This is a genomic window from Gordonia hirsuta DSM 44140 = NBRC 16056 (genome assembly GCF_000333015.1).
GTDB classification, from domain to species: Bacteria; Actinomycetota; Actinomycetes; order Mycobacteriales; family Mycobacteriaceae; genus Gordonia; species Gordonia hirsuta.
The window spans coordinates 1-20888 of the sequence record NZ_BANT01000014.1 but is presented as its reverse complement, the minus strand read 5'-3'; the positions used below and the strand labels follow the sequence as shown (position 1 = coordinate 20888).

General features: G+C 68.9%; 22 protein-coding genes and 1 pseudogene. 18 read left to right on the top strand and 5 right to left on the bottom strand.

Features of this window, described 5'->3' with window-relative positions; genetic code table 11:
- Window positions 1-10: 10 nt before the first annotated feature.
- Window positions 11-1630 (top strand): bifunctional uroporphyrinogen-III C-methyltransferase/uroporphyrinogen-III synthase, encoded by a 1620-nt coding sequence (locus GOHSU_RS05175; protein WP_005937897.1) that lies wholly within the window; start codon window positions 11-13, stop codon window positions 1628-1630.
- Window positions 1631-1652: 22 nt separating this feature from the next.
- On the opposite strand, the gene GOHSU_RS05170 is transcribed toward GOHSU_RS05175, so the two are convergent.
- Window positions 1653-2228: a hypothetical protein gene (locus GOHSU_RS05170; RefSeq protein WP_005937895.1), complete on the bottom strand. Its 576-nt coding sequence runs from the start codon at window positions 2226-2228 to the stop codon at window positions 1653-1655.
- A gap of 63 nt (window positions 2229-2291) precedes the next feature.
- Here GOHSU_RS05170 and hemB point away from each other — a divergent pair, with 63 nt between their 5' ends.
- The 12 genes from hemB (at window position 2292) to GOHSU_RS05110 (ending at window position 12901) form a co-directional block, all read left to right on the top strand.
- Complete coding sequence (gene hemB, locus GOHSU_RS05165; RefSeq protein ID WP_024332800.1) at window positions 2292-3290, top strand: porphobilinogen synthase; 999 nt, start codon at window positions 2292-2294, stop codon at window positions 3288-3290.
- 32 nt (window positions 3291-3322) lie between these two features.
- Complete coding sequence (locus tag GOHSU_RS05160; RefSeq protein WP_155820965.1) at window positions 3323-3913, top strand: hypothetical protein; 591 nt, start codon at window positions 3323-3325, stop codon at window positions 3911-3913.
- On the top strand, window positions 3910-4371 hold the full coding sequence (locus tag GOHSU_RS05155) for a hypothetical protein (RefSeq protein WP_005937885.1): 462 nt from the start codon (window positions 3910-3912) through the stop codon (window positions 4369-4371). Before GOHSU_RS05160 ends, GOHSU_RS05155 begins: the two co-directional genes overlap by 4 nt.
- Window positions 4368-5000, top strand: coding sequence for a transport-regulating membrane protein Mce1N (gene mce1N / locus GOHSU_RS05150; RefSeq protein WP_005937882.1), 633 nt, complete (start codon window positions 4368-4370; stop codon window positions 4998-5000). Before GOHSU_RS05155 ends, mce1N begins: the two co-directional genes overlap by 4 nt.
- Window positions 4997-5842, top strand: a complete 846-nt coding sequence (locus tag GOHSU_RS05145) for an SGNH/GDSL hydrolase family protein (RefSeq protein ID WP_005937879.1) — start codon at window positions 4997-4999, stop codon at window positions 5840-5842. Before mce1N ends, GOHSU_RS05145 begins: the two co-directional genes overlap by 4 nt.
- 117 nt (window positions 5843-5959) lie before the next feature.
- Window positions 5960-7288 (top strand): glutamate-1-semialdehyde 2,1-aminomutase, encoded by a 1329-nt coding sequence (gene hemL, locus GOHSU_RS05140; RefSeq protein WP_024332799.1) that lies wholly within the window; start codon window positions 5960-5962, stop codon window positions 7286-7288.
- 4 nt (window positions 7289-7292) lie between these two features.
- Window positions 7293-7922, top strand: coding sequence for a histidine phosphatase family protein (locus tag GOHSU_RS05135; RefSeq protein ID WP_005937873.1), 630 nt, complete (start codon window positions 7293-7295; stop codon window positions 7920-7922).
- A gap of 5 nt (window positions 7923-7927) precedes the next feature.
- On the top strand, window positions 7928-8533 hold the full coding sequence (locus GOHSU_RS05130; protein ID WP_005937870.1) for a TlpA family protein disulfide reductase: 606 nt from the start codon (window positions 7928-7930) through the stop codon (window positions 8531-8533).
- Entirely contained in the window at window positions 8530-9333 is an 804-nt protein-coding gene (locus GOHSU_RS05125; RefSeq protein WP_005937867.1) for a cytochrome c biogenesis CcdA family protein, read from the top strand. Before GOHSU_RS05130 ends, GOHSU_RS05125 begins: the two co-directional genes overlap by 4 nt.
- Window positions 9330-10961: a cytochrome c biogenesis protein ResB gene (gene resB, locus GOHSU_RS05120; protein WP_005937864.1), complete on the top strand. Its 1632-nt coding sequence runs from the start codon at window positions 9330-9332 to the stop codon at window positions 10959-10961. Before GOHSU_RS05125 ends, resB begins: the two co-directional genes overlap by 4 nt.
- Before the next feature lie 36 nt (window positions 10962-10997).
- Entirely contained in the window at window positions 10998-12005 is a 1008-nt protein-coding gene (gene ccsB, locus GOHSU_RS05115; protein ID WP_005937862.1) for a c-type cytochrome biogenesis protein CcsB, read from the top strand.
- A gap of 47 nt (window positions 12006-12052) precedes the next feature.
- Window positions 12053-12901, top strand: coding sequence for a 3-hydroxybutyryl-CoA dehydrogenase (locus GOHSU_RS05110; protein WP_005937859.1), 849 nt, complete (start codon window positions 12053-12055; stop codon window positions 12899-12901).
- An 81-nt stretch (window positions 12902-12982) separates the two neighbouring features.
- Here GOHSU_RS05110 and GOHSU_RS17000 read toward each other — a convergent pair whose 3' ends face one another.
- Both GOHSU_RS17000 and GOHSU_RS05100 read right to left on the bottom strand, forming a co-directional pair.
- Window positions 12983-13135, bottom strand: a complete 153-nt coding sequence (locus tag GOHSU_RS17000) for a hypothetical protein (RefSeq protein ID WP_169317525.1) — start codon at window positions 13133-13135, stop codon at window positions 12983-12985.
- A gap of 111 nt (window positions 13136-13246) precedes the next feature.
- On the bottom strand, window positions 13247-13453 hold the full coding sequence (locus GOHSU_RS05100) for a BldC family transcriptional regulator (RefSeq protein WP_005937853.1): 207 nt from the start codon (window positions 13451-13453) through the stop codon (window positions 13247-13249).
- 195 nt (window positions 13454-13648) lie between these two features.
- Between GOHSU_RS05100 and GOHSU_RS05095 the strand changes: the two genes are divergently transcribed.
- The 3 genes and pseudogenes from GOHSU_RS05095 to GOHSU_RS05085 all read left to right on the top strand — a co-directional run bounded on the left by GOHSU_RS05095 (window position 13649) and on the right by GOHSU_RS05085 (window position 17393).
- Complete coding sequence (locus tag GOHSU_RS05095) at window positions 13649-13969, top strand: DUF4229 domain-containing protein (RefSeq protein ID WP_005937850.1); 321 nt, start codon at window positions 13649-13651, stop codon at window positions 13967-13969.
- Between the two features lie 6 nt (window positions 13970-13975).
- Window positions 13976-14641 (top strand): annotated as a pseudogene (locus GOHSU_RS05090) (ABC transporter ATP-binding protein); the annotation flags it as partial.
- Between the two features lie 172 nt (window positions 14642-14813).
- On the top strand, window positions 14814-17393 hold the full coding sequence (locus GOHSU_RS05085) for an FtsX-like permease family protein (protein WP_005937844.1): 2580 nt from the start codon (window positions 14814-14816) through the stop codon (window positions 17391-17393).
- Window positions 17394-17488: 95 nt separating this feature from the next.
- Here the strand turns inward: GOHSU_RS05085 and GOHSU_RS05080 are convergent, their stop codons facing one another.
- Both GOHSU_RS05080 and GOHSU_RS05075 read right to left on the bottom strand, forming a co-directional pair.
- Entirely contained in the window at window positions 17489-18343 is an 855-nt protein-coding gene (locus tag GOHSU_RS05080; protein ID WP_155820963.1) for a hypothetical protein, read from the bottom strand.
- 146 nt (window positions 18344-18489) lie between these two features.
- A complete protein-coding gene (locus tag GOHSU_RS05075; protein WP_005937839.1) occupies window positions 18490-19488 on the bottom strand; it encodes a hypothetical protein in 999 nt (332 codons plus the stop codon).
- Window positions 19489-19628: 140 nt separating this feature from the next.
- On the opposite strand from GOHSU_RS05075, the gene GOHSU_RS05070 reads away from it, so the two are divergent.
- Window positions 19629-19961 (top strand): hypothetical protein, encoded by a 333-nt coding sequence (locus tag GOHSU_RS05070; protein WP_005937836.1) that lies wholly within the window; start codon window positions 19629-19631, stop codon window positions 19959-19961.
- On the top strand, window positions 19954-20826 hold the full coding sequence (locus GOHSU_RS05065; protein ID WP_005937833.1) for a Clp protease N-terminal domain-containing protein: 873 nt from the start codon (window positions 19954-19956) through the stop codon (window positions 20824-20826). Before GOHSU_RS05070 ends, GOHSU_RS05065 begins: the two co-directional genes overlap by 8 nt.
- Window positions 20827-20888 lie beyond the last annotated feature (62 nt).

Here is a 20888-nt window from a genome sequence, read left to right as displayed (position 1 = left end):
GTGCGAACCCATGAGCCGTACCAAGAAGGCTAATCCCGGCCGGATTCTGTTCGTCGGGTCGGGTCCAGGTAACCCGGATCTGCTGACCGTCCGCGCCCTGGAGGTCCTGGTCAACGCACAGGTGGCCTTTGTCGACCCCGATGTGCCCGCACCGATCGTGGATCTGGTCGGCTCGGCGCACCTGCCGCCGGTGCCGGCGCCGCAGAACGGGCGCAGGAACGCCGAACCCGCACCGGCCGAGGATCCCGAGGACCCCGCGGAGCAGGTGGTGCGTCCGGCACTGGGTGATCCGGCGCAGGTCGCCAAGACACTGGTCGCCACGGCGCGTACCGGCACCGATGTGGTGCGCGTGGTTGCCGGGGATCCGATGACCACCGACGCGGTGCTCGCCGAGATCACCGCCGTCGCCCGCACCACCGTCGGTTTCGAGGTGCTGCCGGGTCTGCCGCATGCGGCCGTCGTGCCCGGGTTCGCCGGTCTGCCGCTGGGCTCGGGCCACACCGTCGCCGACGTCCGCGGCGACGTCGACTGGGCGGCACTGGCCGCCGCCCCCGGACCGCTGGTGCTGCACGCCACCGACAGCCATCTGGGTGAGATCGCCAGTGCGCTGACCGAACACGGACTGGCCCCGCAGACCCCGGTCGCGATCACCGTCAACGGCACCACCTGCCAGCAGCGCACGGTGGAAGCCACCCTGGCCACGCTGGCCGAGCAGAGCCTGGGGCTGGTCGGTTCGCTGATCGTCACCGTCGGCAAGCTGGTCGGCCAGCGCACCAAGTTCTCCTGGTGGGAATCGCGCGCCCTGTACGGCTGGACCGTCCTGGTGCCGCGCACCCGTGATCAGGCTCCGGAAATGAGCGAGCGACTGGTCGGTCACGGCGCCATCCCCAGCGAAGTGCCCACCATCGCCGTGGAGCCGCCGCGCAGTCCGGCGCAGATGGAGCGCGCCGTCAAGGGCCTGGTCGACGGCCGCTACCAGTGGATCGTCTTCACCTCGACCAACGCGGTGCGGGCGGTGTGGGAGAAGTTCGCCGAATTCGGTCTTGACGCCCGCGCCTTCTCGGGCGTGAAGATCGCCTGCGTCGGGGAGGGCACCGCCGCTCGCGTGCGGGCCTTCGGTGTGGAACCGGAGCTGGTCCCCAGCGGCGAGCAGTCCTCTCTGGGTCTGCTCGAGGAGTTCCCGCCCTACGACGAGGTCTTCGATCCGGTCGACCGGATTCTGCTTCCGCGTGCCGACATCGCCACCGAGACCATCTCCGAGGGGCTGCGGGAACGCGGCTGGGAGATCGACGACGTGACCGCCTACCGCACGGTGCGCGCCGCACCGCCGCCGGCCGAGACCCGCGAGATGATCAAGACCGGTGGCTTCGACGCCGTCTGCTTCACCTCCAGTTCCACGGTCCGGAACCTGGTCGGCATCGCCGGTAAGCCGCATGCCCGCACGATCGTGGCGTGCATCGGCCCCAAGACCGCCGAGACGGCGCTGGAATTCGGACTGCGGGTCGATGTGCGACCGGAGGATGCGTCCATCACGGCGCTGGTCGACGCGCTCGCCGAACACGCGGCCACGCTGCGTGCCGAGGGGGCGCTGCCGCCGCCGCGGAAGAAGCCGCGCCGCGCCCGATCCTGAACGGCAGGTGGCCCGCCGCCGGCTAGAAGTTCCAGGTGAAGCGGTACCAGTCCCCGCTGATGTGCCGGTAGGAATACCGGCCGTCCCGGTAGTCGGACTCCGGTGGGGCGGCCGCGGGGGGCACGTAGGCCCAGCCGACCCGGTCGATGAAGCTCGCCGGTGAATAGAACAGGCAGATGCCGTTCGGCAGACGTTCGACCTGTTCGGCGCGGATCAGGCGATGCCAGGAACCCCCGGTTGCGGTGCACTCGCGGGCATGGCTTTCCAACGCCGGCCGGGAGGCGGCGAAACCTGCCCGCGCGGGAACCGAATACCAGAACAGTGCGGCACTGAGGATCACCGCAACCGGCGCGATCAGCGACAACCGCCAGGTTCGGTAGCGCACCGCGCCGAGGATCGTCAGCACCAGCCAGGCGAGTCCGGCGACCGGAAACAGCCAGAAAGTCAGTAGCCAGGCGCCGAAGCCGAACCACTCGGCGTCGGCGGCCAGGAGCACCGCGCACAGCGCGACCGTGATCGTCGACGTGGCGATCGTGGCGATACGCCACCAGCGGGGCGGGTGTGCGGCGGTCTCGCCCGGTTCCTCGAGTTCGGTCATGCCCGCCGACTCTACCGACCGGCGAAAAGCCGGTCCGGTCCGCGGCGCCCGTACCATCGGGGCATGGATCATCCCGTGAACCGCCCTCGCCGCCTGCGCACCAGCGCTGCGATGCGCCGCCTGGTGGCGCAGACCCGCCTGGATCCGGCGCAACTGGTGCTCCCGATGTTCGTCGCCGACGGCATCGACGTCCCGCGGCCCATCACCTCGATGCCCGGGGTGGTCAATCACACCCTGGATTCGCTCCGGCTCGCCGCCGCCGAGGCCGTCGCCTCCGGTGTCGGCGGGCTGATGCTGTTCGGTGTGCCCCGCCCCGAGGACAAGGACGCCGACGGCACCTGCGGTGCCCGCCCCGATGGCATCCTCAACCGGGCGTTGACGATGCTGCGCGAGGATCTAGGTGATTCGACCGTGCTGATGGCCGATACCTGCCTGGACGAGTTCACCGATCACGGCCACTGCGGAGTCGTCGACGCGGCTGGACGCGTCGACAACGACGCCACGCTGGCGCGATATCGCGAACTGGCGGTGGCCCAGGCCCGTGCCGGCGCGCACGTGGTCTCGCCCAGCGGAATGATGGACGGTCAGGTCGCCGCCATCCGGGCGGCCCTGGACGAAGCCGGTTTCCCCGAGGTGGCGATCCTGGCGTACACCGCCAAATACGCTTCGGCCTTCTACGGGCCGTTCCGCGAGGCCGTCGGCTCCTCGCTGGAGGGGGATCGTCGTACCTACCAGCAGGATCCGGCCAACCGCACCGAAGCGGTCCGCGAATTGCTGGCCGACCTCGACGAGGGTGCCGACATGGTGATGGTCAAACCGGCGATGAGCTATCTGGACATCGTGCGGGAGGTGGCCGATCTGGCCGACCGCCCGGTGGCGGCCTACCAGATCAGCGGTGAGTACTCGATGATCTGCGCGGCGGCCGAACGCGGCTGGATCGACCGGGACGCCGCCCTGGACGAGGCGGTGCTGTCGATCGTGCGGGCCGGAGCCTCCATCGTGCTGACCTATGCGGCCGTCGAGATCGCCGCCCGGCTGCGTCGCGTGGACCCGGCGGGCTGAGCGGTGGCCGCCGGGCTGACTAGGGTGGAGCCATGACTGTCCCGTCGTTGCCGCCGAGGGCACCGGCCGCGCTGCCGCCATCCGCCGAACCGGGGGACAAGCCGAGCCGGCCGGAGAGCGTGCTGATCCTGATCCAGCTGACGGTGTTCGCGGTGCTCTGCTGGGTGATCGCGATGCCGGGATCGTACTCTTCGGCACACAAACAGGCCCTGACGATGGTCAAGGACCAGTCGGAGAAGGGCACGAGCCTAGGCGACCCGGATGTGGTCGCCCGGATGGTGACGATCGCCGGTATCGCCGTCTCGGCGGTGGTGCTGGTGGCGCTGGTGGCCGGTCTGCTGGCACTGTTGCTGCGCGGTAAGGGCTGGGCCCGGTTCCTGCTCGGCTGGATCACCGCCCTGCTGACGGTGATGATGGTGTTCGACGTCATCGCCGTGGTCTTCGGCGACGGCGGCGAGACCGAAACGCTGCCCGCCTGGGCGATGGTGGCGCGGATCATCGGCGGTGTGGCTGCACTCGGCGCGTCACTGGCCGCGATGCATCCGGATACCCGAAAATTCGTCGAACAGGTGGCCGCATTCCGCTCGCGGTCTGCCGGTACCCGTCAGGGGAGGAACCGATGACCAAACCGCCGTGGGGGTTCAGCCCCGATCTCGCGACCCGGCCCCCACTGGTCCGCTGGGCCTTCCGGCTCTGGCTGACCTCCGGTGTGCTGCTGGCCGCCCTGGGCGTGATCTCGATCGTGACCAGTGCCTTGGACGCAGGGTGGCCTCTGGGTGTCTTGGCGGTGGCGGTGCTGATCCTTGCGGTGGGTCTGACCTACATCTCGCTGATCCGTAAAGCGTGCCGGGGGCCCCAGGCGCGGGGCATCATGGCCGCGCTGACCATCGTGGTGACGGTGATGATCCTGGTGCTGACCATCGGTTTCCAGTCCGGCCCGCTGGCGGTGGTGCTGGTGGCCGCGGTGATCGGGCTGATCGGCACGATCCTGGCCTACCGGCCGTCGGCGGACGACTGGTTCACCGGCAAAGACTCCGACCCCGCGGGCGAATCGCTGAGCCCGGCCGGAGACGGTCGATGAGCCGGCGGCCCGATCCCGACGCCAACGATCCCGCGCCGACCGAAGCGGCGGACGGGCCTGCGGCGGAGTCCGGAGCGCAAGACAGTGCCGGCCAGGCGGCGGCCCCTGCTCAGGAGACCACCGAGGAGACCGCCGCGGGCCGGGTGCTGTTCGACGAGCCCGGCGGCAGTACCGCGGTGATCTGGATCGGTCCACTGATGATCGTGGCCGTCCTGATCCTGGAGATCGTCGGGCAGGGACGCATCCACTGGGAGATCCTGACGATCTTCGCCGTGATCCTGGTGGGCTTCGGCATGCTGCAGTTCGCCGCTGCCCGGCGGCATGTCTCGGTGGTGCTTACCGAGACCTCGCTGCGGCAGGGCGCCGAAACGGTCGAGCTGGCCGACATCGCCGAGATCTACCCGGAGAACCGCACGCACGAACATCAGAAGTGGGAGAGTGCCCGGGCGCTGGGTGAGTTGCCCGCGGTCCCGCGCCGCCGCAAAGGGGTGGGCGTGCGATTCACCAACGGCAGACTCGCCCAGGCCTGGGCCCGGGACGTGGACCGGTTCCGCAGCGAACTGACCGATGCGCACTTGGCCGTCAAAATGGGCCTGACCGGCGAGCCGGGGACCCCCAAGCGGCGGTGACGCGGAGACGGGCTGCCGCTGCGGCGCTGATCGCGCTGCTGCTGGCCCTGGTGAACAGCGGGTGCACGCACACCCAGGCGCCGCCGCACCGGCATGTGCACCTGGGCGACAGCTACGCCTCCGGGATGGGGCTGTCTCCGGTGGTGCCGGACTCGCCGTTCCTGTGTATGCGCGGCCAGGACAACTACGGGCAGCTGGTGGCCCGGCACTATCGCTGGGATCTGACCGACGTCTCCTGCGCCGGCGCCCGTACCGGGAATCTGACGGACGAGCAGTATTTCGGCGTCGCCCCGCAACTGGACGCCCTCGACGATCAGGTGGCGGTGGTGACCCTGACCCTGGGCGGCAACGATGCCGATGTCTTCGCACTGGCCACCGGGGAATGCCGGCGGCTGGGCCCGACCGACCCCGACGGCGCACCCTGCGCGGCGGCGCTGCGCAGCGAGCTGTTCGACCGGATCGATCATCAGACCCGCCCGGCGCTCGTGCGCGGCTTGGCACAGATCGCCGAACGGGCACCTCGGGCGCGGATCGTCATCACCGGCTATCCGTGGATCCTGCCGGCCACGACGGGCTGTTTCGACCAGGTGTCCATCGCCGCCGGTGACGTGCCCTTCCTGCGCGGATTGCAGCGCAGACTCAACGGCGCAGTCCGTGCCGCTGCCGGCTCGGCGGGGGCACGGTACGTGGATCTGGCACAGGTGTCGGCCGGCCACGATGTCTGCGCCGGCAGCCAGCAGCGCTGGATCGAGCCGACCGGAGCCGGCCCGGGAGCGCTGCATCCGAACGCCCGCGGCCAGCGGGCGATGGCAGATGCGGTGCAAGCGGTCATCGATCGTTGAACAGCGGTCGGTCCGGACCGGCACGCAGGTGTGATCTACCACGCGCCGCCGCCGACCGGCGGGCTTTCGCGGCATCGCGATTGGGCGGCAGCGCTCGGATTTGGAACACTGGTGGACATGGTCCGTCCTCCCGCTGTTTCCGCGGAACTCTACGAGCGCGCACGCAGATCGATCCCCGGTGGCGTGAACTCGCCGGTCCGGGCTTTCTCTGCAGTCGGCGGCACCCCGCGTTTCATCAAAGAGGCGAAGGGTTCGACCCTCACCGATGTCGACGGAAACCAGTACGTCGACCTGGTGTGCTCCTGGGGTCCGATGATTCTGGGCCACGCCCATCCCGCGGTGGTCGACGCGGTCCGGGAGGCCGCCGTCCACGGCTTGAGTTTCGGCGCGCCCACCGAGGCGGAGATCGCGCTCGCCGAGGCGATCGAGGCCCGGATGGAACCGGTGCAGCGGGTCCGGCTGGTCAACTCCGGCACCGAGGCCACCATGTCGGCGGTGCGACTGGCCCGGGGATTCACCGGCCGCAGCAAGATCATCAAATTCGCCGGCTGCTACCACGGCCACGTCGACGCATTGCTGGCCGACGCCGGTTCCGGTGTTGCGACGCTGGGCCTGCCCACCTCGCCGGGCGTGACCGGTGCCGCCGCCCACGACACCCTGGTGCTGCCCTACAACGATCTGGACGCGGTCGCCGCCGCCTTTTCCCAGCACGACGACATCGCCGCAGTGATCACCGAGGCGGCCGCCGGCAATATGGGTGCGGTCGCACCGGCACCCGGTTTCAACGCCGGCCTGCGTGAGCTGACCGCCCAGCACGGGGCTCTGCTGATCATGGACGAGGTGATGACCGGCTTCCGGGTCAGTGCCTCGGGTTACTACGGGATCGACGGGGTCGCCGGCGACCTGTACACCTTCGGCAAGGTGATGAGCGGCGGTCTGCCCGCCGCGGCCTTCGGCGGCCGCGCCGACATCATGGACCATCTGGCGCCGGTCGGGCCGGTCTACCAGGCCGGCACGCTGTCGGGTAATCCCGTCGCGGTAGCTGCCGGACTGGCGACGCTGGAGTTGGCGACCCCCGCGGTCTACGCCACCCTCGACGCCAACGCGGCGCGCCTGCAGCAGTTGCTGACCCAGGCGCTGACCGGGGCCGGGGTGCCACACCGGGTGCAGGCCGCCGGGAACCTGTTCAGTGCGTTCTTCCTCGACGAAGACGCCGATCCGGCTGCCCCGATCCTGGACTACGCCGCGGTCAAGGCCACTCAGACCTGGCGTTTCGCCCCCTTCTTCCACGCCCTGCTCGACGCCGGGGTCTACGCCCCGCCGAGCGCCTTCGAGGCGTGGTTCGTGTCCACGGCACTGGACGACGACGACTTCGAACGTATCGCCGCTGCCCTGCCGGTCGCCGCCGTCGCGGCCGCCACCGCGCTCGCCCCCGGGGAGGACTAGACCCATGACCAAGACGATCGTCCACATGATGCGCCACGGCGAGGTGTACAACCCCGACGGCATCCTCTACGGGCGGCTGCCCGGGTTCCGCCTCGCCGACAACGGCCGGGCACAGGCACAGGCCGTCGCTGATGTCCTGGCCGACCACCACATCGCCGCGGTCTTCGCCTCCCCGCTGCAGCGGGCCCAGGAGACCGCGGCCCCCATCGCCGCCTCGCACGGTCTGGAGATCATCACCAACGACGATCTGATCGAGGCCGACAACCAGTTCGAGGGCCTGAAGGTGGCCGTCGGCGACGGTGCGCTGGGCAAACCTCGGCACTGGACCAAACTGCGGGATCCGTTCACCCCGTCGTGGGGAGAGCCCTATCTGCACATCGCGCACCGGATGCTGTCGGCGGCGACCAAGGCGCGCAAGGAGGGGGCCGGCCACGAAGTCGTGTGCGTGAGCCACCAGTTGCCGGTCTACACGCTGCGGCGCTTCCTGGAGGGTCGTCGCCTGTGGCATGACCCCCGTGTCCGCCAGTGCTCGCTGGCCTCGCTGACCAGCTTGATCTACGAGGGCGACGAACTGGTCGACATCGTCTACTCCGAACCGGCCGGCGCCTCCGACCCGCGGATCACCGGGGCGTGACAGCGGTGCGATCGCGTTTTCCGCGGCCGGCGGCACTCACCGGTGCTCTGGCACTGATCGGGGTGTTGCTGCTCACCGGTTGCGCCACCGGCGACGACGCGGTGGTGCGGGGCCAGGGCAATGTGATCGTCGCACCCGGCGGGCAGACGGTGATCCACTATCCGGTCGACGAGCGCAAGCCGATCGGCCCGGTATCGGGGGAGCGACTCGACGGTGACGGCACCGTCGACCTGAACTCGTACAAGGGGCAGGTCGTGGTGGTCAACGTCTGGGCCTCCTGGTGCCCGCCGTGCCGCAAGGAAGCCACCGAACTGGAGGCGGTCTATCAGCAGACCAAAGACCGCGGGGTGGCCTTCGTCGGCATCAACTTCCGGGATAACCGCAGTGCGGCAAGCGATTTCGCCACCGACCGCGGTCTGACGTATCCGTCCATCTACGACTACGGCGGCCGCAATCTCAAGGCGCTGGGCGTGCCGGTCGGTGCGGTGCCGACCACGGTGATCCTGGACCGGCAGCTGCGGCCGGCGGTGGTCTACCTCAAGGCCATCGGGGAGAAGGAACTGCGCGAGCAGGTCCTGCAGGTGGTCGCGGAGGGTGATTCACCGCAATGACCGTCATGCCGATGGCGAGTGTCGCCGAGACCTTCGCCAACACCGTCTCGTCCGGGCCGCTGCTGCTCGGCGTCGGGGTGTGCCTGCTGGTCGGCCTGATCTCGTTCGCGTCCCCGTGCGTGGTGCCGCTGGTGCCCGGCTACCTGAGCTACCTGGCCGGTCTGGTCGGCGCCGAAGCGCCCGCGGTCAGCCCCGATGAGCCGCCGAAGAAGGGCCGGATGCGGGTGCTGGGTGCGGCCTTCCTGTTCGTCCTCGGCTTCACCGTCGTCTATGTCCTGGCCACCGCGGCCGTCTTCGGGGCCACCTCGGTCTTCTACGACCAGTCGCGCATGGAACTGCTCCAGCGCATCGGCGGCGTGGTGACGATCCTGATGGGCCTGATCTTCCTGGGGACCATCTCGGTCCGCGACTACCGGATGTCACCGCTGCGCGTCTCCAACTGGGTCGGTGCCCCGCTGCTGGGCGCAGTGTTCGCGGTCGGCTGGATCCCGTGCAGCAGCGCGACCCTGGGCGCGGTGCTGGTGGTGGCCACCAACACCGAGGGCATGACCGCGGTGCGCGGAGTGGTGCTGGTGGTCGCCTACTGCATCGGCCTGGGTCTGCCGTTCCTGCTGCTCGCGCTGTCTTCGGCGTGGGCCGTGCGCAGCCTGGGTTTCCTGCGACGTAATGCCCGCACCATCCAGGTGATCGGTGGTGTCCTGATGATCGCCGTCGGTATGGCACTGCTGTTCGGCTGGTGGAACGACCTCGTCGATTGGTTGCGGATTCATCTGATCTCGGATGTGGAGTTGCCCGTATGACCGGTTCCAAGTCGTCCGGCCCGTCGCCGCTGAACCGCTGGGTGGTGGGGCCGGCACGGAAGTTCTGGCGTGAACTCACGTCCATGCGCACCGCGCTGGCGCTGCTGTTCCTGCTGGCGATCGCGGCGATCCCCGGTGCCCTGCTGCCGCAGCGTGATCTCAACGAGGGCAAGACCGCCGACTACATCGCCGACCGCGGCGAGCTGGGCATCTGGATGGACCGGGTCGGTCTGTTCAACGTCTTCTCCTCGGGCTGGTTCACCGCGATCTACCTGCTGCTGTTCATCTCACTGGTCGGCTGCATCACCCCGCGCGTCTGGGAGTACGTGCAGGCGCTGCGCACCCAGCCGGTGCGCGCTCCCCGCAACCTCAAACGGCTGCCCCGGCACATCACCGAGACCGTCGACGGCACTCCCGAGGAGCTGGCCCAGCGCGTCAGCGCGAACCTGCGCGGCTGGCGTCGCACCACGCGCACCACCGACGCCGGTGTCGTGGAGGTCTCGGCCGAGAAGGGCTACCTGCGCGAATTCGGCAATCTGGTGTTCCACCTGGCGCTGGTGGCATTGCTGGTGACCATCGCCATCGGCAAACTCTTCGGCTACGAGGGCACCCGCACCCTCGTCGCCGACGACGATCAGGTCCTGTGCAACACCTCGACCGCCGTCTACGATTCGTTCCGCTCCGGGGCGATGGTCGACGGCACCGACCTGAGCCCGTTCTGTATCAAGGTCGACGATTTCGAGGCCACGTTCCTGCCGAACGGGCAGCCGGACATGTACACCTCGCAGGTCTTCTACACCACCGACGTCAGCGCGCCGGAGAACGAGTGGGAACACGACACCATCAAGGTGAACCATCCGCTGCGGGTGGCCGGAGACCGCGTCTATGTGCTCGGCAACGGTTTCGCCCCGACCTTCACGGTGACCTTCCCCAACGGGGAGAAGCGCACCCAGACCGCGCCGTATCTGCCGCAGGACACCAACACCATGCTCTCGGACGGAGCGATGCGCTTCGACACCCCGGCCCGCATGTACCCGGACGAAGACGAACGACGCAAACACCAGGTCGCCATCGACGGACTGTTCGCCCCTGATCCGACGTACCACGGCACCCTGCTGCTGTCTCAGTCGGCGATCGTCGACAAACCCGCCGTGGCGGTGCGGGTCTACGTCGGCGACACCGGACTGGACACCGGCCGGGCCCAGAGCGTCTACACCCTCGACCGCGACCTGATCGAACAGGGCCGGTTGGTGCGCAAGGCCTCGGTGAATCTGGACCTGGGGCAGAGCACCACCCTGCCCGACGGCACGGTGATCTCCTTCGACGGGTACAAGCGGTGGGTGTCCATGCAGGTCTCCCACGATCCGGCGCAGAACGGCGTGCTGATCTCGTCGATCATCATGCTGCTGGGTCTGCTGGTGTCGCTGCTGGTGCGCCGCCGCAGGATCTGGATCCGGTTGACTCCGGCGTCGACCGGCGACGTTGACGCCGGCGGCGGTCAGCGACGTACTGTAGTAGAAGTGGCTGGCTTGGCTCGTACCGATCAGGCCGGCTGGGGAGAAGGCTTCGACGATCAGGCGCGCGCGCTGCTGGTCGACGGGGGCCGCTTGAAGCCGGGCAGGCTGTAGAGCCCGCACACGCGAGAGAACTAGAGGACCGAACACGTGAACACGGATATGGGCGCCTACGTCAACGAGACCCTGGGCAGGCTGTCGGATGAGTTCTACACCGCCGCGGTGATCCTGTACGCCGTGGCGATGGCGCTGTTCCTGGTGGCGCTGGCCATGCAGGTCAAGGCCAAGACGGTGGTCGGCGCGGCCGCACAGGAGCAGGCCCGCGAACTGGTGGCCGCCGGGGCCTCGTCCACGCCGGAAGCCGATCCCGCACCCGCCCTGGATGCGCGGACCCCGGGCAAGATCAGCGGCCCGCCGGTGCGCCGTCGCCCCCGTTCGGCTCGGCTCAGTGCCGCGGTCTACCCGGTGGTCTTCCTCGGGTTGGCCGCTCATATCGCTTCGATCGTGCTGCGCGGATACGCGACCGATCGTATGCCGTGGGGCAACATGTACGAGTTCATCTCGCTGACCTCGGCAGCCTGTGTGGCCGGCGGGCTGGTGGCTCTGCGGAAGACCTCCTACCGGCCCATGATGAGCTTCGTGCTGCTGCCGGTGGTGCTGATGATGTACATCGGCGGCACCGCCTTGTACACGCAGGCCGCCCCGGTGGTGCCGGCGCTCAAGTCGTACTGGCTGGCCATTCACGTCTCGGTGATCTCGATCTCCTCGGGCATTCTGCTGGTGTCCGGCGTCCTGAGCGTCCTGTTCCTGATCAAGCAGCGCTGGCCGGAGAAGAGTTCCATGCTTCCGTCGAGCGAATCGCTCGACCGCGTGGCCTACAAATGCGTCGTCGTCGGTTTCCCGCTGCTGGGCCTGGGCATCGTCTTCGGCGCCATCTGGGCGGAATCCTCGTGGGGCCGGTACTGGGGCTGGGACCCCAAGGAGACCGTCAGCTTCATCTCCTGGGTCGTCTACGCCGCCTACCTGCATGCGCGGGCGACCGTCGGCTGGCGGACCGCCGCGGCGTGGATCAACGTCGCCGGGTTCGTGACCCTGCTGTTCAACCTGTTCGCCATCAACCTGGTGGTATCCGGCCTGCACTCGTACGCGGGACTGTGAGCCGGCCACCCAGCGATCCTCACCTGCAAGGACCCTAAGGAGTAAGTGTGAAGAATGTCGGAGTGATCGGCGGCGGCACCATGGGTGCCGGTATCGCCGAGGTGATCGCCCGCGCGGGCTCGGTCGTCCGGGTGCTCGAACGTGCCGAGGCCGTCGACGCCGCCCGCGAGCGCATCGCCAAGAGCCTGGCCCGCGCGGTCAAGTCGGGCAAGCTCAGCGCAGCCGATTCGGCGGCCACCCTGGAGCGGATCACCGTCACCACCGACCTGGACACCTTCGCCGACAGCGACCTGGTGATCGAGGCGATGCCCGAGATCGAATCGCTCAAGCTCGAGTACTTCACCAGACTCGATGAGATCGTCCGCCCGGATGCGATCCTGGCCACCAACACCTCGTCGATCCCGGTGATCCGGCTGGCCAACGCGACCAAGCATCCCGAGCGTGTGCTGGGCATGCACTTCTTCAATCCGGTGCCGGTGATGGCCCTGGTCGAGATCGTCACCACCCTCAAGGTGGATCCCGAGGTGGTCGCGAAGGTGGCCGCTTTCGCCACCGACCAGCTCGGCAAGGTCACCATCGAATCGAAGGATCAGGCCGGCTTCATCGTCAATGCCCTGCTGATCCCGTATCTGACCAGTGCGATCCGGATGTACGAGAGCGGTTTCGCCTCGGCCGAAGACATCGATGCGGGCATGGTCCACGGCTGTGCCCATCCGATGGGCCCGCTGCGGTTGTGCGACACCGTCGGTCTGGACGTGTGCCTGGCGGTGGCCGAATCGCTGTTCGCCGAATTCGGTGAACCGCACTATGCGCCGCCGGTGCTGCTGCGCCGCATGGTCGACGCCGGTTATCTGGGCCGCAAGACCGGCCGCGGCTTCTACGATTACAGCACGTAGACCGCCGCCGAAGACGACGGAGAGGGCGCCCTGATCAGTGATCGGGGCGCCCTCTCCGTTGTGCGCTCGGGCCGGTGGGCGTCAGAGGCGGCGCAGGAACTCCGGGTCGTCATCGGGTCCGCGCGGCGCATCTCGCCGGGAGGTGGGTGCGGGCGGGTTCTTCGGGGCCTGCGAGATCTTCCACACCACGAATCCAACCGCGACGAGGATGATCAGCAAGTACAGGTAGGCCATGGCTCCACGGTACCCGGCGCACTCGGCGGCACCGCCGGGTTCGGTGCCGTCCGCCGAGCACCGTCGTGCGACGGGTCGGTCGCCGGCCACCGATCATCCGCCGGACACCGGTCAGCGGTTGAGCAGCGCCACCACGTCGGCTTCGCGGAACCGGCGGTGTCCACCGGGGGTCCGGATCGACGGTAGGACGCCGGTACTGGCCCAGCGTGCGACGGTCTTCGGATTCACGTTGAACATCTCGGCGACCTGGCCCGGCGTCAGATTGTGCTGGCGAGCCATGCTCGGGGTGATGGTTGCGGCCTCGGGGGTCGTTGTCATGCTTCCTCCACTCGGTGCGTCGTCCCGGATCGGACGATTCCATCCATACACCCCGAACCGTCAGGTGCTCGAATGGTCAGGTAACGGTAAAGAGTCGGTAATGCCGGTCTCGTCCGGTTCCGGCGGGGGTGAAGGGGCCCCGGAGATGCCCCGGTACGGTGTCGGCGGTTTTCGGCGAGGACGTAGGCTGTCCCCATGACTGATGACCTGGGCGGATCAGCAGAGAAGAAGGCCACCGCAGCCTCCCTCACCGGCTGGGTGGCGCTGTACACCCTCGTACGCATGGGGCTGGTGGTGGTGGTGGCGGCTCTCATCATGGGAATCGGTTACCTGTTCGGGGTGACCGTCCCGCTGCTGGCGGCCGCACTGTTCGGTGTGGTCATCGCCCTGCCGATCGGTATGTTCCTGTTCAAGTCGGTGCGACTGAAGGTCAACGAGCAGATCTCCCTGCTCGACGCCGACCGCGCCGCCCGCCGCGAGGATCTGCACGCTCGGCTTCGCGGCGATCAGGAGTAGCCGGACATGGCGCTGGTGGAGGCCCGGGATCTGGTCCGCGAATACCGGATGGGAGAGGAACGCGTCCGCGCCCTCGACGGCGCCAGTCTGACGCTCGACGGCGGGCAGTTCGTCTCGGTGATCGGTCCCTCCGGCGCCGGTAAATCGACGCTGCTGCACATCCTGGGCGCCCTGGACACTCCGACGTCCGGCACGATCACCGTCGACGGTGTCGATCTGGGCACTCTCGACGACGATGCGGCCTCCTCGTTCCGGCGCCACCGGGTCGGTTTCATCTTCCAGTTCTTCAACCTGGTGCCGACGCTGTCGGCGTGGGAGAACGTCGCACTGCCGATGCTGCTGGACTCCAAGTCGCTGGGCTCGGCCAAACCGCGCGCGGTGGAGCTGATGGAGCGGGTCGGGCTGGGCAACCGGATCGACCACCGGCCCTCCGAACTGTCCGGCGGGCAGATGCAGCGGGTGGCGATCGCCCGCAGCCTGATCATGGATCCGAAGATCCTGCTGGCCGATGAACCCACCGGCAACCTGGACTCCAAGACCGGCGCCGACGTGCTGGCGCTGCTGGCCGAGGTGGCCCACGACGAACCCGACCGGCTGGTGCTGATGGTGACCCACGCCGATGACGCCGCCGATTTCAGCGACCGGGTGATCACGGTGCGAGACGGCAAGATTCACGACCCGGGCAACGTCGCTGCGGCCGGCCGAGAACCGCAGGCGCCGACCGCAGGACAGGCACCGCCGTCGCGGCCGGAGATCCCCGGACCCCCGCCCATCCCGGGCCGGCCCTCCGCTCGCCCGGTGCCCGGAGCGCTCTGGATGACCGGGCCGATACCGCGGGTCGGCGATGGCGGCCGCCATCGGGCGCAGTGAAGGCGGGCCGGTGAATCTGGGTGCCCTCGGCGCGGGTCTGACCCGCGTACGGATCCTGAACCTGCGTGAACTGGCGAGCCATCGCCTGCGCGTGATCACCTCGCTGATCGTGGTGATCGTCGCCTCCGGGCTGCTGATCGCGGTCCTGGGTGCGTACGGCTCGATGACTGAGACGGTCCGCAAATTCAATGCCGCCATCTCCGGCGACGCCACCTTGGAAGTGGCCGCGATCGCCGACACCGGGGTCGAGGCAGACCTGATCGGCCAGCTCCGCAGCGACGTCACCGGCGCCAAGGCGGTCGTGCCGCTGGTGCGCGGCGTGGTCCTGCTCGACGGGACGCAGACCACCCTGCTGGGCTCGGATGCACGTGTCGGGGCGTTGTCGCCGCAACTGCGGTCGGCGGCGGCCGGCGCCGATCAGCCGATCGATATGGAGCGGCTGCGCGACGGCATCTTCGCCGGAGCGGGCACCGGATTGACCAAGGGGCAGACCGTCGACGTGGCCGGCCGCCAGGTCCAGGTGCTCGAGGTGATCGACGACCCGGCCACCGACGTCCTCAACGGGGGACGGTTCATCTTCGCGTATCTGACGCTGGCGCAAGAACTGGCCGGGCTGGACGGGCCCGACGGCCGCGCCGTCGATTCGATCATGATCGTGCCCAACGGGCAGGTCTCCGACGCCGAACTGCGCCGGCAGGTCGATCAAGTGGTCGACGGCCGGGCGAGCGTCGTGGACCCGGATTTCCGCGTGCGCCAATCCGAGGTGGCCAGCGCGGTGACCCGCGACTCGACGCTCCTGGTCTCGATGGTCTCGTTGGTGATCGCCGCGTTCCTGGTGTTCAACACGATGAACATGGCGGTCGCCTCGCGCCGCCAGTCGCTGGCGATGATCCGGGCGCTGGGTGCCCGGCGCCGGCACCTGGTGACCGATCTGCTCGCCGAAGCCACGATCTTCGGTCTCGTCGGTGGTCTGATCGGCGTTCCGGTGGGGATCGTCGCCGGCCGCTGGGCGGTGGGACGACTGCCGTCCACCGTCGGCTCGACCGCCCTGGAGGTCTCCTACCATCTACCCGGCTATGCCGCTCCGCTGGCGGTGATCGCGTGCGTACTGGCCTGTGTGGCGGCGACGGCTTTGGCGGCACGGTCGGTCTTCGCGGTGGCACCCGTCGAGGCCATGGTGCCGGGGGAGGCCTCCGACGCACAGCCGCCGCAGCGGATGCTGCTGTGGCTGACCGGCATCGCGGGTGTGGCGCTGGTGATCGGCGCGGTCGTCATGGTCGGCACCGTCGAGGGCCGCCCGGCGTTGCTGGCGGGGGCCGTCTACTCGATCGGCGCGATCCTGGTGTGTTTCGGCATCACGGTGGCGCTGGTGCGCGCGGTGGTCGTGGTGTCCCGGCGGTTCGGTGGTCCGGGCCGGCTGGCCGCGATCAACAGCGACCGCGCTCCGCGCCGGGTCTGGGCCACGGTGATGACCGTCGGGGTGGCCATCGCCGTCGGCATCGGCACCTCCGGAGCGTTGAGCAATATGGTCGACTCGATCGCCAACTCTCTCGACGGGCTCAGCGACCCGGACATCTACGTCTCCGCCCGCGCCGAAGACGATATTCCTGTCGGGCCGGTGCTGAACCCCGAGATCGCCGAACGCGCGGCCGAGGTTCCCGGTGTCGAGCGGATCGCCGGGGGCCAGTGGGCCGCTGTCAACATCGGTGATGCGCGAGCGATGCTGCAGGGTCTGGAACCGGGCGCGGCGGCACCGTTCCTGAAGAAGGCGACCCCGGAGGCGGCGGCCCAGACGCTCGACGGAGACGGGATCCTGTTGTCGCGGGTTCTGGCGCGGACGCTGGGTGTGCGAACCGGCGACACCCTGCGACTGGCCACGCCGACCGGCTATCACGAGCTCGTGGTGCGCGACACGGTGAACTACGTGACCATCGATTCGGGGACCGGCGCGATCTCGGCGGACCTGATGGCGGAGTGGTTCAAGCGGCCGGGGCAGACCTACCTGCAGATCTTCACCGCGCCCGGAGCCGATCTGGCTCAGGTCCAGCACGACCTGGCCGAGATCGCTGCAGAGTACCCGGGCGCGGGCAACCGCCCGGTCTACGTCTACACCGGCAACGCGGCGCTGCAGGCGACGCAGAGCACCGTCGAGCAGGCGGGCGCCTTCACCGTTGCGATCCAGTGGATCGTGGCTGCCGCCGCCGCGATCGCGTTGCTCAATACGTTGCTGCTGTCGGTGCTCGAGCGCCGACGCGAACTCGGGGTACTGCGGGCGATGGGCGCCTCGCGGCGGTTCGTCGTCCGGATGGTGCTCGCTGAGGCCGGGTCGGTGGCGATCGTCGGTGCGGTGGTCGGCATCGTGATGGGCAGCGGGCTGCACTATCTGGCCGACAAGATCCTCACCGAGACGACGTCGATCGACATCCTCTACCGGCCGCTGTGGTCGTCGACCGGATATGTGGTGGCCGCGGCCGCGCTGTGTCTGTTCGGTGCGCTGGTGCCGGCGGTGCGGGCGTCGCGGATGAACATCACCGAGTCCATCCTGTCGGAGTAGCCGCGGACGATCGCCGCGCCACGATGCCGACGTCGCGACGCGAACGCCACCTGCCGCACGCCGCGCCTCGATGAGGATCATGCGCGTGCAGTGGTTCAGGCGTATTTGGCGTAGATCTTCTCCATCTGGGTCAGATAGGGGGATCGGACATCGGACGACCGGGTGACTTTGAGTACCTCGCGAAGATTCGCCCGGTTGCAGTCCGCCGGTTGGGGGCGGGCGAAGTAGGACTCGTGCTCGGCCATGTGCACGACATCTTGGACCTGGCTGACCCCGCCGGCGGTACCGATCAGCAACGGCTCGCCGACATCGGGGACGAGGCTGATCTTCACAGCCATGATGTTCGGTTTGACGAACGAAGAGTTCTGAGTCTCTGGGCCGAAGGTCACTTCCATCCGGCCTACGGACCCCGGTTCGACGACGAAGTCGGCGGGCATGGCGATCTGCGTGGTGGTCGGCTTTCTTGCGTCGTCCCGGAAAGTCGTGGGGATGACGAGACCGAACGAGGCGGAGAGTACCGCGGGGCCGCCACCGAAGCGTCCGCAATCGGGAAGCTCCGCGAAGTGCAACACCTCCCCGCGGATCTCTTTGACGATGATGGGCATCGAGCAGGTGTTCTTCAGGGTGATGTCCACCGGCACGGTCTTCTGCGGAGTGCTGATCGGTGCGTTTTCCCCGCGTGTGGCAGTGCTGCGGGTCGTCGCAGGAATTTCGACGACCGAGTCCATAGAAACGGCGGCGACTTCGAGACCGCCGTTCGTCGTGCCCGGTCCGCCCCCGAAGTAGACCCAGCTGGCCACGACCAGGGACAGCGCGCTCACCACGGCGGCGACGGAGATCCACGCGCGGCTTGTGAGTGCACCGGTGAGTCGTGCTCGCGCTTCCGGCCGGGGTACATGAGGTGGCTGCGGCGAGGCCGGTGTTTGCTGGGGTGCGGGAACGTCGTGCATCCACAGTGGCCAGCCGGTCGGCGGGGGACCCCAGCGGGGATCGGGTCGCCAGCCGGGTGGTGGCTGCCATCCCGGTTCCGGGGGCGGTGGCCAGTTGGGCGGCGGGTTGAAACGCATCGTTCGTCCTGGCTTCGGTCGGTTCGGGGTCAGCCTGCTGCGGCCTGGTAGGCCGAGCGTAACTCGTCGAGCACCCGGGAGCGGGTGGCCTGGATCGCGAACATGGTGTCTAGCTGCTCCAGGTTCTCCTTGGCGCACTGGCGGCCGGCCGCGGTCGCCGGGGTTCCGCCGATCTGGGCGTTGGTGGCGGCGACGGTCGTGACCAGGGAGACGGTGCCGATCTCCTTGGTCTGGTTGTGGTCGTGGATCAGAGCCAGTTTCACCGACATCACCATCGGCTGGATGGCGAAGGCGGGTTGCTGTTCCGGTCCGATGGTCAGGACCATGCGGTCGGCCGCATCGGGTTTCACCTCGAAGCGGATCTCGTTCGAGAAGGTTTTGGACGACGGTGCGGTGTCCGTCATCGGGATCTTCAGCTGGTACTGGCCGGCGGCGCGTGCGGGGGTCGCCGGGGCGGCCGTGCAGTCCCGCAGCTGTTCGAAGAAGACAACGGTCGCGTCGATCCGGGTGATGAGCGACGGTTCGCCCCCCTTGTTCTGCAGGGTCAGATCGATCGGTGTCGCTCCGACCGAACCGTTCCCGGCAGTCCGGCCGCCGAGGAGGTGGGCCGGGATCGTCTGCTCGCCGTCGAGGGTGATGGAGGCGACCTCGAGGTCGACCGGCGGCGTCTGCATCGCCTGGTAGATCTGGATCACCGAGACCACCAGGCCGACGATGCCCACGAGGGCGCCGAGGGTGGTCCACAGGGGGTTCTCGACGGCCTTCCGAGTGGCCTTCCCCCAGCGGCCGACTCGCTTGGGCTTCTTCGCCGGCGTTGCCGGATCCGGGTGGGGGTGCGGCGCGGTGCCGGTCTTCTTCTCGCCAGCCGCTGCGTGGTCGGTCGGACCCGACTGCGATGCGGGCGTTTCGGGCAGCCAGAGCGGCCAGCCGTGCGGCGGCGGTCCCCACGCGGGGTCGGGCTTCCATCCCGAGGGTGGCGTCCAGCCCGGCGGCACGGGTGGCCAGTTCGGCGGGGGGTTGAAGCGCATCGATACGACTCCGGCTGTGGAACGGGCGAGAAGGGATGGGGCGAAGGGGATTCTTCCAGACGACCCGCTTCGGAGCGCACACCACCGCGTAGTGTCAATAAATGTTGACAACACGGTAAGTGTCAAGATAACCTGACATCATGCACGACGAAGGGAAACCGACAATCGATCCGAACGACGGAGCTTCCGGTGGCGATCAGGTCGCAGGAGCCGCCGCCAGCAGCGACCCCGGAGTGGGGCTGGCCGCGATTCGGGCATTGAGGACTCTTGCCGACCGTCTGGAGGACGTTCAGGTCGCCAACGCCCGCTCCCACGGGTGGAGCTGGCAGGCGATCGCCGAGGTCCTTCAGGTCAGCCGGCAGGCCGTGCATCAGAAGCACTCGTTCCGCGAGGGCGCCCGCCCAGACAAGGGTGCGGCGGCACGCGGAACCGATTCGGCCGACGAGGCCGGAAAGGACGGCAATCATGTTTGACCGTTTCAATGCAGACGACCGCGTCGTGATGATGTTCGCGACGCAGGAAGCTGACGACCTCGGACATCGGGGTTTGGGCAACGACCACCTGATCCTCGGCATACTCGGTAATGCGCGCAGTCCGCTGTTCGCGTTGTTTGGTGAGCAGGGCCTGACCTTGGAAGGGGCACGGGAGAGTGTGCGGGCCTTCCACGCCGAACACGGCGACAGCGTCGACGATGCCGACGAGGCCACCGCCGCCGACCGGTACGAGGCCGACCGCGCGGCACTGGCCGCCATCGGTATCGACCTGGACAGGGTGCGCTCAGCCGTCAACGACCACTTCGCTGAGGACCTGGCCGACGACTGGGGCGAACGGCCCGAGCGTGGTCGGGGCCGCGGACGGGGGCGGGGGCGGGGGCATCACCGCGATCATGAGCCGGTCTGCGGTCCGGAGCACGACGGCGACCACGGTCAGCGGCACCGGCGCCGACGGGGTCACGGCCGCGGTCGTGGCCGCGGACGCGGTGGCTTCGGTCCCGAAGGCTTCGGTCCGGAAGGCTTCGGCCCCGGGGGGCCGGGTGCCGGTCCGGACGGTGCCGGTCCGGACGGTGGCGGCCCCTGGGAGGGCGGTCGCGGCCGGCGCGGACCGCGCGGCCGGGGTGCCCGTGCCCGGATGGGGTCGTCGACCCGCGAAGCCGTGCGTGCGGCGATGGAACTCGCCCGCGAACGCGGTGACCAGTCGATCCGGCCCGAGTACCTGCTACTGGGGATCCTCGACGTGGGTGACCCGGCCTCGACCGCACTGATCGAATCGGCGACCACCGCCGATGCCCTGCGGAACGCGGTGCTGGCAGCCTTGCCCGAGGCACCGGCCACCGCCTGATCCGGCGATCGACGAAGACCGCAAACCTCGAGTGCCCGCCACCGTCAACCGGTGGCGGGCAC